Raw genomic sequence first — 12,717 nt, 5'->3', positions numbered from 1 at the left:
GTGGATATGGACGCCTTCTCCGCCGTCAACGCGGACAAGTGGTCGCGGCTGCACGAGCTTGCCCACAAGGGCAAGCTCAGCGGGCCGGAGGCCGATGAGTTGCTTGCCCTGTACCAGGCCACGTCCGCCCATCTTTCACTCATCCGCTCGGTTGCCCCGGAAAGCGGCCTGTCAGCATCCCTGTCAGCCACCCTGGCGCAGGCACGGACACGGTTCACCGGTGCACGGTCCAACCCCATGGCAGACCTGGAGCGGTTCTTCGTCCTCGCGCTGCCGGCAGCGTTCTACCGCCTGGCGTGGCTGACGCTTGCCTGTGGGGCCGCCTTCCTCATCATTGGCGCCGCCTACGCGGTCTGGATCGGATCGTCGCCCGAGGCCCTGCGCGCGGTGGCTTCGGAGGCTGCGGCCAAGCAGTACGTCGAAGAAGACTTCATTGACTACTACTCAGAGAACCCTGCCGCTTCCTTCGCAGGGGCAGTGTGGACCAACAACGCCTGGATCAGTGCCCAGGCTGTTGCCCTGGGCATCACCGGTGTGTGGGTGCCCATCATCCTCTTCATCAATGCCCAAGGCGTAGGTGTGGCGGCGGGCATCTTTGCCGCTGCCGGCAAGTCGGACGTCTTCTTCAGCTACATCCTTCCGCACGGCCTCATGGAACTCACCGCCGTCTTCATTGCCTGTGCCGCTGGCCTGCGGATCTTCTGGGCCATGGTGTCGCCGGGGCCACGAACCAGGCTGCGGGCTGTGGCGGAGGAAGGCCGTTCACTGGTCACCGTGGCGCTGGGCCTGGTCCTGGTGCTCTTCGTGTCCGGCCTCGTGGAAGGGTTCGTCACGCCCAGCCCGCTTCCAGTCTGGGCGAAGATTGCCATCGGCGCCGCCGTGCTGGCCTGCTACTGGACGTACGCCCTGGTATGGGGCCGCCGCGCCTACCTGGCGGGGGAGCGGGGCGACCTGCGCCGCGAGGATGCAGGCTACACCGAAATCGCTGCCTGAATCGTTGTAATTGCGCCGGGGTGGTTCCTCGCCCGCGTCAAGGAGCGGGCGGTAGGCTCGACAACAGATGAAGCGCGCCAGCCTATCCCAGCGCGGCGCGGACACCCCAACGGAAGTGACGCTGTTGTGAAAGACGAGACCCCGGCCCGCGCCAAAAGCGCCAAGCCGCAGCCCGAACCTTTCCTGGATACGTCAGGGGACTCGGACGAGCCCGCCTTCTCCTGGATGGCGGCTGACGCGGCGGACAACGGAGACACCGGCAAGGACACCACCCCGCGGGACCGGACCGTCAATGACGGCACCGGAAAGGAATCCCCGGCACTGGCGCGCACCGCCGACGGCGCCGGAAAGGGGAGCCCGACGCCGGCACGCACCGGGGATGGGACCGTCACGGAAGGCGCGGCCACGCCCGTGGACCAGCAGCCGGACAGCAGGTCCGGCCGCCGCGCCGCGGAAGCCGCCGACGAATCAGCCACCCAAAAACCTGCGGCCGTGCAGTCCCCTGCCGCCGGGACTTCCGCCGCAGGGTCCTCTGCTGCGGCACAATCCACCAGCAAGCCTGCCGGCAAGGGCGACGGCGGGTCGTTCCGCGAGCCGCTCCCCACGTCCGCGCTTTCTGTCCGCCCACCCGAAGAGGAAGTGGCGCGGCGCAACGCCGAGCGTGAGAGCGCCGCCAACGCCAAGCCGGTGGCGCCGCGGGTCATGCAGGTCCTCCTTGCCATCTTCTTTCCGGTGGTCCTCCTGGTCCTCGCCGTCCGCGCCGTGACCAGCCCGCTGTTCCTGTGGATCGAATACAACCGCCCCGGGTTTCCCGGCGACGGCTACGGGTTCAGCACGGACGACAGGATGACCTACGGCTCCTACGCCGTCGACTACCTGAGCAACTGGGCCGGTCCGCGCTACCTCGGCGACCTGGTGCACCGCAGCGGCGACAAACTGTTCAAGGACGGCGAAGTCAGCCACATGGCCGACGTCAAGACCGTGATCCTTTCCACCTTCGGAGCGGGCACCCTGCTGCTGATCCTGGGCGTCATTGCCGTCCTCTATCTGCGCAAGCGCAGCGCCGGGGGAGTCCGGCGGGGCCTCTTCGCCGGGTCCATTGTCACGCTGGTCCTCATCCTGGGACTCGGCACGCTGGCGTTCCTGGGCTGGCAGCAGTTCTTCACCGAGTTCCACCGGATCTTCTTCGCGGACGGATCCTGGACCTTCAGCCTCGATGACACCCTGATCCGGCTGTTCCCCGGCCAGTTCTGGATGGACGCAGGCATTGTGATCGGGGGCCTGGTGCTCCTCGTGTCGCTGGTGACCCTGGTCCTCACCTGGCCCACGCGCCGCCGTCGCGGCGTGGCCCGGACAGCGGAGGAAACCACGGAGCCCGCTCAGGCGTAAAGCTTCGCTATCTCGGCGTCAAAATCGCTGACGACGGCGGACCGCTTCAGTTTCAGCGACGGCGTCAGGTGGCCGGATTCCACTGTGAACTCCGTGTCCAGGAGCGTGAACCGGCGGATGGATTCGGCCTTTGAGACCGAAAGGTTGGCGTGGTCCACCGCTTCCTGGACGGCCGCGAGGACCTCGGCGTCTGTGACGGCGGCCTGGCGCTCCAGTGGCTGCATCCCGCGCTCCGACCTCCAGTCGGCCAGCCCGTCCGGGTCCAGCGTGATCAGCGCCGACACGAACTTCTGGCCGTCACCCACCACCACGGCGTGGCCCACCAGCTGGTGCGCCCTGATGGTGTCTTCGAGTGGCCCAGGGGCGACGTTCTTTCCGCCGGCCGTGACCAGGATGTCCTTCTTCCGGCCCGTGACAGTGAGGAAGCCGTCCGGGTCCAGCTCCCCGAGGTCCCCGGTGCGGAAGAAGCCATCCACGAACGCCTCGGCATTGGCCTGTGGGTTGTTGTGGTACCCCTTGAACACGCCAATGCCTTTGACCAGGATCTCGCCATCCTGGGCCACCCTGATAGTGGTGCCTGGAATCGGAATGCCCACGGACCCGACGCGCGTCCGGGTGGGCGTGTTGGCTGTGCACGGCGCGGTGGTTTCGGTCAGGCCGTACCCTTCCAGCACCGGGATGCCTGCACCGCGAAAGAAGTGTGCGTCCTCCAGGGAAAGGTGGCTGGCTCCGGACACGGTGTAACCCACCTGGCCGCCCAGTGCCTGGCGCAGCCGGGGATAGAGCAGCCGGTCGAAAAGGCCGTGCCGGACCCGCAGGACGAACCCGGGCCCGGACCCCTCGCCGCGGCTTTGCCGGTCCTGTTCGGTGGAGTAGGAGATCGCTGCAGCCACGGCCGCGTGGAAGAGCCGGCCCTTCCCGGCCAGTGCTGCCTTATGCGCCGCGGTGGCGCGGACCTTTTCGAAGATCCGGGGGACCACCAGCAGGAAGGTGGGCTTGAACGTGCCCAGGTCCTCCAGCAGCTGCGCGGCGCCCTGGGTGTGTCCCAGGGTGGCCCCGGCGGAGAGGCAGACCACCTGCACCGCCCGGGCAAGGACGTGGGCGAGTGGCAGGAACATCAGGGTCCGGGACTGGTCCTGGACCAGGAGCTCCGGCAGGAATGCCACGATGTTCCGGGCCACCAGCGCGAAGTTGCCGTGGGTGATCTCGCACCCTTTGGGGCTGCCGGTGGTGCCGGACGTGTAGACCAGGGACGCGACGTCGTCGAGGCCCGCCGTGCTCCGCTGCCGTTCGAGTTCGGCGTCGCTGACTCCCGCCCCCGCAGCCGAAACGCTGGCGAGGTGCGGCGCTTCGCCGTCGTAATCCATGCGTATGACGTTGACCAAACGGTCCCGGAGCGTGGCCGAGCCGGCCACCACGCCGCTGACAAGTTCCGCCGTGGCATGGTCCTGGACAAAGACGCGGCGCGCTCCGGCATCGCGGAGGATCCAGTCCACCTGGCTGGCTGAGGATGTTTCGTAGATGGGTACGGTCACTCCGCCGGCGAACCAGATGGCGAAATCCACCAGGGTCCACTCGTAGGAGGTGGCAGACATGACGGCGACAGTGTCGCCCGGTTCGAGCCCGCCGGCGATCAGCCCCTTGGCGAGTGCGCTGACGTCCTGCAGGAACTTTCCGGCCGGTACATCCACCCACCCGTTCGGCCCTTTGCGCCGGTATAGAGCATGGGCGGGGTTGGCGGCGTGCCGTTCCAGCAACAGGTCGGTCACGTTGCTGGCGGCGTCCAGCCCGACCAACAGTTCAGTGCTTGCTTCTCTCACAACAGGTCTCCGTTCCGCAGCCAGGCCGCGGCAGCGGCGTCCATTTGGGGTCTGATGCCATCCTGCCCTAGATCCATGACGGCATCCACATGCGGACCCTCCAGGCGTCGTAGGGGATGACCTCCGCTGCCCATACAGGGTAGAAGAAGGCGGACAGCATGATCGCTGCCGCCACGAACAGGACCACCAGATACAGCCCCGAGCGGCGGCGCCACGGAGGATCGGACGCCCTGCCGAGGACAAGGCCCAGGCAATAGGCAAGAGCCAGCACCAGGAAGGGCTCGAAAGACACCGCGTAGAAATAGAACATCGTCCGGTCCGGATACATGAACCACGGCAGGTACCCTGCGGCAACGCCGGCCAGTATGGCGCCGGCGCGCCAGTCGCGCCGGCCCGCCCACCAGAACAGCAGGACAACCAGGGAGATGGCCGCAGCCCACCAGATCAGGGGGTTGCCCACGGACAGGATGGCCGAGGTGCACTTGGCGACGTCGCAGCCGGGGGTGCCCTGCTGCGGGGATTCATAGAAGAACGACGTCGGCCGGCCCAGTACCAGCCAGCTCCAGGCGCTGGCCTCGTAAGGATGCTCGGAACTCAGGCCCTGGTGGAAGGTGTAGGCCTCCTGGTGGTAATGGGCGAGTGACCGCACAGCGTCCGGCAACCAGCCCCACGTTGCTGAGGGGTTGTTTTCTGCCCAGTGGCGGAAGTAGCCGTTGTCGGACCGGAACCAGCCGATCCACGTCAGCGAGTAAACGACGGCGGCCACCGGAACCGTACTGAAGAACGCGGGGAGGCCGTCCTTGATGATTCCGCCGCTGATCCAGCCCCGGATGCCAGCCACCCGCCGCGCATTGAGGTCCCAGAAGACGGTGAGCAGCCCGAAGCCCGCCAGGAAGAACAGGCCGGACCACTTGGTGCCGACGGCCAGGCCAAGGCAGACGCCGGCGCTGATGCGCCACCAGCGGACGCCAAGCCACGGGCCGGACAGCAGTTCTGCCACCGGCGGACGTCCGCCGTTGCGTGCCGCGGCAGCGGCCAGCCGGGCAGCGAGCCTCCGCCGGCCATCGTCCCGGTCCATCAGGAGCGCCCCGAATGCCGCCAGGATCCAGAACATCAGGAAGATGTCCAGCAGTGAGGTGCGTGACATCACCAAGTGGTGTCCGTCCACCGCCAGCAGCAGGCCGGCGGCTCCGGCCAGAGGGAGTGACCTGAAGAGCTTGAGGGCGATGAGGGAGACCAGCAGCACCGAGAGGGTTCCGGTGAGGGCCGCCGCGAAGCGCCAGCCGAAGGGGTTGTCCGAGCCGAAAAGCGCCATTCCGGCGGCGATCATCCACTTGCCTACCGGCGGATGGACAACGTATTCGGGGGAGTTCAACAGGACATCCGGGTTGCCGGCATTAAAGGAGTCGTTCGCCTTGTCCGGCCAGCTGCGCTCGTAGCCGCTGATGAGGTAGGAGTAGGCGTCCTTGACGTAGTACGTCTCGTCGAAGACCAGCTTGTGCGGGGCGTCCAGGCGGAAGAAGCGGAGGATTCCCGCCACCACCGCCGTGAAGACGGGCACCAGGACGAACCAGATCCGCAGCGATGGCGGGTACTCCCGCCATGACCGGACATTGCCCAGCAGCCGCGCCCGGAGCCCGTCGGCGCTGAAGGCCTCCGCCGGACGGACCACCCACGGCCGGGACCTGCCGCGGCCGGACCGGAGCGGACCTTGTTCACCAACCCCTGAAAGGGTGCCTGCAGACGCCGCGGGAGCGGGTTGTCCGGCTCCGGATTCTCCGGCTCCCGGCCGCCGCGTCGAGGTCTGCGTCACGAGCCCCATGCTACCTTTTGCGGCTGGCAGTCCTTCCCAGCAGTAGGCTGGTGGCGTGGATTCTTCCCCCAACACCTCACCAGCCGCCAGCCCTGCTGCCCCAGGGCGCATCGTCCTTGCCGCCACGCCCATCGGAAATGTCGGCGACGCCTCCGCGCGCCTGGTTGAGCTCCTGGGGACAGCGGACATTGTTGCCGCGGAGGACACCCGCCGGCTGCACCGCCTGGTCCAAAGCCTCGGCGTCACTGTGGCCGGAAGGATCATCAGCTACCACGAGCACAACGAAGCGACCCGCACCGCGGAACTCCTCGACCAGGTCCGGACGGGCAGCACGCTGGTGATGGTGACCGACGCAGGAATGCCGTCGGTATCCGATCCTGGTTTCCGGTTGGTGGAAGGTGCGGTTGCCGCCGGACTGACGGTCACCGCCGTCCCCGGCCCGTCCGCCGTCCTTACTGCCCTGGCGCTGTCCGGCCTGCCGACTGACCGGTTTTGCTTTGAGGGTTTCCTCCCTCGGAAAGCCGGTGAACGCGCCGGACGGCTGGCAGACCTCACCGGTGAGCGCCGGACCATGGTGTTCTTCGAGGCGCCGCACCGGCTTGAGGCAATGCTCCGTGCGCTGCGCGAGCGTTTCGGGCCGGACCGGCCCGTCGCGGTCTGCCGGGAGCTGACCAAGACTTATGAGGAAGTCATCCGGGGCTCCCTCGATGAGCTGCTGCACTGGGCCGAAAACAACGAGGTCCGCGGCGAGATTGCCGTGGTCCTCGGTGGCGCGCCGGAGCAGGCCGCCGGCACGCCGGAGGACCACGTGGCGGCGGTGAACGAACTGGTGGCCCAGGGCATCAGGCTCAAGGAAGCAGTGGCTGCCGTGGCAGAGGACGTCAGGGTCAGCAAACGGGAGCTGTATTCGGCCGTCCTTGCCGCCCGCTGAGGCCACCTCGAACCCGTACGGCGCGTGCTGGGAAAGTGCTGTGCAGCTGCACAGTAAACCCGTGATTGGGCAGTGCGCCGGAGCGTAGACCCCTCCTCCGTGCCCGCAGTAGTGTGACAGTTAATCGGCCTCCGTCGCTCCGCCGCTACGGCAGGACACCACGGCCGCCACAACCCTACTGACGAGGGAGTCATCGTGACTGTTACTGCACAGGCCGCTGTTACCGCCGAGCGTGAAAGCCGGCTTCTGGCCTCCGTTCCCACCGGTTTGCTGATCAATGGCGAGTGGCGTGAAGCCGCTTCCGGGAAGACGTTCGACGTCGAGGATCCCGCGACCGGCAAGGTGCTTCTGAGCATTGCCGACGCCGGCGCCGAAGATGGTGCCGCGGCCCTGGACGCTGCGGTGGCTGCGCAGGAGTCCTGGGCAAAGGTTCCGCCGCGTGAGCGTGGGGAGATCCTGCGCCGGGCATTCGAGCTTGTGACCGAGCGCGCCGAGGACTTCGCGCTGCTGATGACCATGGAGATGGGCAAGCCCCTGGCCGAGGCCCGCGGCGAGGTCACCTACGGCGCAGAGTTCCTGCGTTGGTTCTCCGAGGAAGCGGTCCGCGCGTTCGGCCGCTACTCCGTTGCCCCTGACGGCAAGTCCCGCCTGCTGGTGACCAAGAAGCCTGTTGGCCCGTGCCTGCTGATCACGCCGTGGAACTTCCCGCTGGCCATGGCCACCCGCAAGATCGCACCGGCCGTCGCCGCCGGCTGCACCATGGTCCTGAAATCGGCCAACCTGACGCCACTGACGTCGCAGCTGTTCGCCGCCGTGATGCAGGAAGCCGGGCTGCCCGCCGGTGTCCTGAACGTCATTCCGACCTCAACCGCCGGCGCCACGACCGGTCCGCTGATCAAGGACGCCCGGCTGCGGAAGCTTTCCTTCACCGGGTCCACCGAAGTGGGCCGCCGGCTGCTTGCCGATGCGTCTGAAACCGTACTCCGGACCTCGATGGAACTCGGCGGCAATGCCCCGTTCGTCGTCTTCGAGGATGCTGACCTGGATGCTGCCGTCGCCGGTGCAATGCTGGCCAAGCTGCGCAACATGGGTGAGGCCTGCACCGCTGCAAACCGGTTCATCGTGCACGAATCCGTTGCCAGCGAGTTCGAGGAGAAGTTCGCCGCGAAGATGAAGGAGATGACCACCGCCCGCGGCACCGAGCCCGAGTCCAAGGTGGGCCCGCTGATCGATGCCAAGAGCCGCGACAAGGTCCACGAACTGGTTTCCGACGCCGTTGCCTCCGGCGCGAAGGCTGTCCTGGGCGGCGCCCCGGTGGATGGCCCCGGCTACTTCTACCAGCCCACCATCCTCTCGGGAGTCAGCGAAGGCACCCGGATCCTTTCGGAGGAAATCTTCGGCCCGGTGGCCCCCATCATCACGTTTTCCAGCGAGGACGACGCCGTACGCCTGGCCAACAACACCGAATATGGCCTGGTGGCGTACGTCTTCACCAAGGACCTCAACCGGGGCATCCGGATGGGTGAACGCCTCGAAACGGGCATGCTCGGCCTGAACGCCGGCGTGATTTCCAACGCCGCGGCACCGTTCGGCGGCGTCAAGCAGTCCGGCCTGGGCCGTGAAGGCGGGCTCGAAGGTATCGAGGAGTACCTCTACACCCAGTACATCGGCATCGCCGACCCCTACGCGGGCTAGCCTCCTCCGCCGGCAGGAGGCCCGGCGAACGTGGCGGGATCGCCGCAGTCAGTTGCCCTCCTGCTCGCGGATGCCGCCGTGCGCAGTCCGCCCTGGTTCGACCGGGCGGGCGCGCACGGTGGCTTCTGCAATGGTCTCCGCGCGCCGCGTCCACGCGCGGCCCGCGAGCCTGGCTGGAGCGGTGGCGAGCCTGCCCAGCCGGCCCATGACGGAGGGCGGCAGCCACCTGGCCCGCCACCGCTGCAGCAGCGTTGCGTTGGCCCGCAGCGAATCCTCAAGCGGCCCCAGCTGTCCGGGCGCTTCGGCGGCACCAGGCGAACCCGCAGCGCGGCCGGGGACTGACGACCCGGCGTCGGATTCCAAGCGACCGTCAGCCTGCTCCGGCGGCCGGCCGTACCTGCGCCGTTCGAAGGCCGCCGTAACGGCGGCAACGGCACGGTGCGCCGCCTCATCCATGCCGTCCGGCTCGCCCAGCAGCGAACTGCGGAGGCGCGAGGCATAGGCGCGCGGTGATTCACTGGTGCCGGCCGGGAGACCGTAGTCCCGGCCAAGGTCCAGCAACTCGCTCCATGCCAGCGGAACGGCATCAGCGGCGTTCCTTGGCCGGAGGCGCCGCGCACGGATTCCGGCGCGCACCAGCCGCGGCGACGCCGCGAGCAGGAGCACGCCCAGCACGCCGCCTGTTCCCAGCAGCCAGGGCACCACCTGTGCGCCGGCGTCAGTGCTTCCGCCGCCAACACCCGGGGCCGGCACCGGAGTGGCACTGGGAGCCGGTGACGGAGCCGGGGCGGGATCGGGGACGAGGCCATCATTGTTTTCAACGGAGCCCGGTGCTGCAGGGGACGAGGTTTCGCTGGCGTAGTCCGGCACCACGCCACGGGACGGCGTGGGCTCGAACGGCACCCAGCCCAGTCCCTGGAAGTACAGTTCCGGCCAGGCGTGCGCATCCCGCGCGTCCACCTCGTACTCCGACAGCTCGCCCTGGCCGGCAACGGTTACCGTGGCACCGGTCAGCCTGCCCGGCGCATACCCCACCGCGATCCGGCTGGGGATCCCCTCCAACCGTGCCATCACCGCCATCGCCGAGGCGTAGTGGATGCAGTATCCGCTCTTCTGCTCCAGGAAGTCGGACAGGACGGACAGGCCGTTGCCGTCATAGCCGCCCTGCACAGGCGACTGCAGGGAATACGTGAACTCCGATGAACGCAGGTAGCGCTGGATGGCCATTGCTTTCTCATACGGCGTGGTGCCCGCACCGGCTACGCGCCCGGCGGTGGTCCGGACGATCTCCGGCACGTTCCCGGGGATCCGCGTGAAGTCGTCCGGAACGTCCCGCACCGGAGCGGAAGACCGCTCCAGCAGCGCTGCCGTCAGGTTGGGCACCGACGATGTCACCACGTACTCCTGGCGCCGGGAGGCTGTGGCGTCGGAGCCCTTGATGCTCAGTGTGGCGGGGTCCCAGGTCCACCGGCCGTTGAGGCCGCGGACCGTCTCCGGGGCGTAGGGGGCCGGAAGGTACGGGCTGCTGAAGGTGCCGGTGTCGATGGCCGTGACCTGCTGCTGTTCGTCGGCGAGGATCGCGTAGCCGGGATCGATCTGTCCGCCCAGTGGCAGCCGCGATGCGGTGCGGTCGTCCGGGCCCCAGGATTCGCCGTCGAAATGGTCCACCGTGACGGACCTCAGGTACAGGGGAGCGGTGGCACTGGTGGCGTAGGTGATCCGGCCGCTGCCGTCCGGTGTCCGCAGGCTGTTCCCCAGCGTGATCATGGGATTCAGGCCGGTTCCGGTTCCCCACGGATTGAGCCGTGAGCCCTGCGGGAAGGTGCCCTGGTCGAAGCCGGGGACAGCCAGCGGTACCACCAGGGTGGCGGCCAGCGCCACGGCTCCGGTGAGGGCGGCCCGGCGAAGCTGCCCCGGGTTCCGTGCAGTCCCGCCCTGGCTGCGGAAGTCGGGAGCAAACCACTGGCTGCAGGCCAGGATCATCAGGTAACCGGCCACCGTTGCAACGAATCCCCAGAAACCGACGCTTTGCGGCTTGATCATTGCCGGTACCACCAGGATGGCCAGCAGCCCCATGCCGGTGGCCGCGGGCATGCCGAGCGGGACGGCCAGGGCATCCACCAGGATCACTGCCAGTCCGAGGACGGCGCAGATCACCATGACGATGCCCACGTTGGGTGCAACGGGTGCGGTCTCCGACAGGACGGTTTCGCTGGCACGGCGGATCAGCTGGTTGACGTCGGAAAACGTCGCGGCGCTGGGAATCACCCCCAGAATGCTTGACCCGCGGAAGAACGTCAGCGTGAGGATGGCCCCGAGCGAGAGGAAGCCGCCCGCGGTGACCAGCAGCGGCGCTGCGCGCAGTGCCCGAAGCCCGGCAAGCGTAAAGCCCACCGCGCCAACGGTGGTGGCCACCGGCCAATACCAGGCCCAGCCACGCAGGACCCCGTTCAGGGACAGGGCAGCCCCGCAGACTGCCAGCACGATGGCTGCGGCCATGGCCCAGGGGTAGGCGCCCACGCGGGCGGGTCTTGAACCGTCAGTCGGTGTGGACTGCGTACCCGTTCCCGGAGTCCGGGCCGGCGCCATGGTCATCGGACCACCCCCGCGCCGCGGCTGGCGTCGCCGGCCGGGGCGGGCAACGGCATGTCCTGGTCGAACGATCCCCAGGCAGCAGCGGTGCCCACGGAGGCGGGGACGGCCACGGCGCGCCATCCGCCCTGTCGCAGGGTCTCCAGCGCGGGGGAGAAGTCTTCGGGTTTCTCAGCCACGATGACGGCAAAGGCATTGGTTCCGTAGCTGGCTGCGGGTGCCAGGGCGGTTGCCTCTTCGGGCGAAATGCGGCCCAGGACCGCAATCAGTGGCCCGCGCATGCGGTGCGCGGACAGCTTGTCCATGAGCCTGTCGTCGAAGGCGGCGGGTCCCGCATCCTGGCCATTGCGGCTGCGGGGGCGCAGCAGTGCCGGAGCGGAAACCGGCCCGGCGGACGGACGGAACCTGCCATTGGTCCGGACGTGGTGCGGCCCCGTGAGCTGGATGGCAGCGAGGCTCTCTGCGATGGACTGCAGCCCTGACGCGCCGCCGTATTCCTCTGACTCCGGTTCCGGCGCCGAGGGCGAATGCAGGAAGGCGGGCTCGCCGCGGACATCCAGGAAGCGCAGGCCGTAGTTCCGCTCTGCCAGGTGTGCGCTGATGGACATTGCCGCCACCACCGACCATTCAAACGTCCGGCTGGTCAGCATGGAATGCCCGTCCTGGCTGGCTTGGCCGGCCTGGCCGGCCAGACCGCCGGCAGCGGTGGAACCACTGGAGAATGCCCCGAACCGGTGGTCCAGGATAATCGTGGCCTCCGGCGTGGTGACGGATTCTTCCTGGCGGACCATCAGCGAACCGTGCCGGGCGGTGGCCGCCCAGTGGACCCTTCGCATGGGGTCGCCGTGACGGTATTCGCGCGTCATGACGTCGTCGTCGCTGGGGTTGGCGCGGGTCCTGGTTGCCGTCACGCCATCGTTCCCGCGCGCGCCGGCCAGGCCGGTAGCGGGGAGCACGACGGCGGCCGGCGTCACGGTGAGCGTGTCGCCGTCGTCGATGGACTGGCGGTGCAGTGACAACCCGAAGGGGTCCGTGAACTCGGCGGTGACCGGCCCAATGCGGAATTGGCCGCGCTGCTCCGAACGCAGGTGGTATTCATAGCGGCTGGTACCACCGGATGCCGTACGCGAGGGAAACCTGAACGAGGGCGAAGAACCGAACCGCGGCGGCAAGCGTTCCTCCATACTGGCCCGGCCGCTGCCTGCACCGGTCCGCGCCACGGCAAGGCGCACGGTGGTGGGGGAGGACGTTTCCACCGGCGAAGGATGGAACTCCCGGTACACCCGGAAACGGGGCTTCACCAACCGGATACCGGCCAGCGAAACCAGCGGGAGGACCAGCAGCAGGATGCTGAGGGTCAGAAGGTCCCTGCGTCCCATGATCTGGGCGGCGGCAAGGGTGAAGCCCCCGGCAGCAAGCATGCCCCACCCCCGTGCGGTGAATAGGTGCTGGGGCAGTCTGTCCAGGAGGGCCATGGCGTCCGC

At 68.2% G+C, this 12,717-nt stretch carries 8 protein-coding genes; 4 read left to right on the top strand and 4 right to left on the bottom strand.

The features are described from left to right. Together AC1DBN_RS11450 and AC1DBN_RS11445 are read left to right on the top strand one after the other, a co-directional pair. On the top strand, positions 1-993 hold the full coding sequence (locus AC1DBN_RS11450) for a stage II sporulation protein M (protein ID WP_477723231.1): 993 nt from the start codon (positions 1-3) through the stop codon (positions 991-993). 126 nt (positions 994-1,119) lie between these two features. Next, complete coding sequence (locus tag AC1DBN_RS11445) at positions 1,120-2,382, top strand: TIGR01906 family membrane protein (protein WP_477723230.1); 1,263 nt, start codon at positions 1,120-1,122, stop codon at positions 2,380-2,382. Here AC1DBN_RS11445 and AC1DBN_RS11440 read toward each other — a convergent pair. After that, positions 2,373-4,202, bottom strand: a complete 1,830-nt coding sequence (locus AC1DBN_RS11440; protein ID WP_091719022.1) for an AMP-dependent synthetase/ligase — start codon at positions 4,200-4,202, stop codon at positions 2,373-2,375. The two genes, AC1DBN_RS11445 and AC1DBN_RS11440, sit on opposite strands and share 10 nt — an antisense overlap. Positions 4,203-4,269: 67 nt before the next feature. After that, positions 4,270-6,024, bottom strand: coding sequence for a dolichyl-phosphate-mannose--protein mannosyltransferase (locus AC1DBN_RS11435; RefSeq protein ID WP_091719024.1), 1,755 nt, complete (start codon positions 6,022-6,024; stop codon positions 4,270-4,272). Between the two features lie 46 nt (positions 6,025-6,070). Here AC1DBN_RS11435 and rsmI point away from each other — a divergent pair, with 46 nt between their 5' ends. Together rsmI and AC1DBN_RS11425 are read left to right on the top strand one after the other, a co-directional pair. Further along, positions 6,071-6,946, top strand: coding sequence for a 16S rRNA (cytidine(1402)-2'-O)-methyltransferase (rsmI, locus tag AC1DBN_RS11430; protein ID WP_091719026.1), 876 nt, complete (start codon positions 6,071-6,073; stop codon positions 6,944-6,946). A 195-nt stretch (positions 6,947-7,141) separates the two neighbouring features. Continuing rightward, complete coding sequence (locus AC1DBN_RS11425; protein WP_477723229.1) at positions 7,142-8,641, top strand: NAD-dependent succinate-semialdehyde dehydrogenase; 1,500 nt, start codon at positions 7,142-7,144, stop codon at positions 8,639-8,641. A 48-nt stretch (positions 8,642-8,689) separates the two neighbouring features. Here the strand turns inward: AC1DBN_RS11425 and AC1DBN_RS11420 are convergent, their stop codons facing one another. Beyond that, a complete protein-coding gene (locus tag AC1DBN_RS11420; RefSeq protein WP_477723228.1) occupies positions 8,690-11,236 on the bottom strand; it encodes a transglutaminase TgpA family protein in 2,547 nt (848 codons plus the stop codon). Next, a complete protein-coding gene (locus tag AC1DBN_RS11415; protein WP_091719031.1) occupies positions 11,233-12,708 on the bottom strand; it encodes a DUF58 domain-containing protein in 1,476 nt (491 codons plus the stop codon). The genes AC1DBN_RS11420 and AC1DBN_RS11415 overlap by 4 nt, the downstream gene beginning before the upstream one ends. Positions 12,709-12,717: the final 9 nt, after the last annotated feature.

The sequence above is a fragment of the Pseudarthrobacter sp. 10T415 genome (genome assembly GCF_056394175.1).
The sequence above is the reverse complement of the archived record's forward strand: the minus strand, read 5'-3'. Positions and strand labels throughout refer to the sequence as shown.

Coding starts and splice junctions, on each gene's coding strand:
- AC1DBN_RS11435 (WP_091719024.1), bottom strand. CDS start 6,024: ATGGGGCTCGTGACGCAGACCTCGACGCGGCGGCCGGGAGCCGGAGAA.
- AC1DBN_RS11420 (WP_477723228.1), bottom strand. CDS start 11,236: ATGACCATGGCGCCGGCCCGGACTCCGGGAACGGGTACGCAGTCCACA.
- AC1DBN_RS11415 (WP_091719031.1), bottom strand. CDS start 12,708: ATGGCCCTCCTGGACAGACTGCCCCAGCACCTATTCACCGCACGGGGG.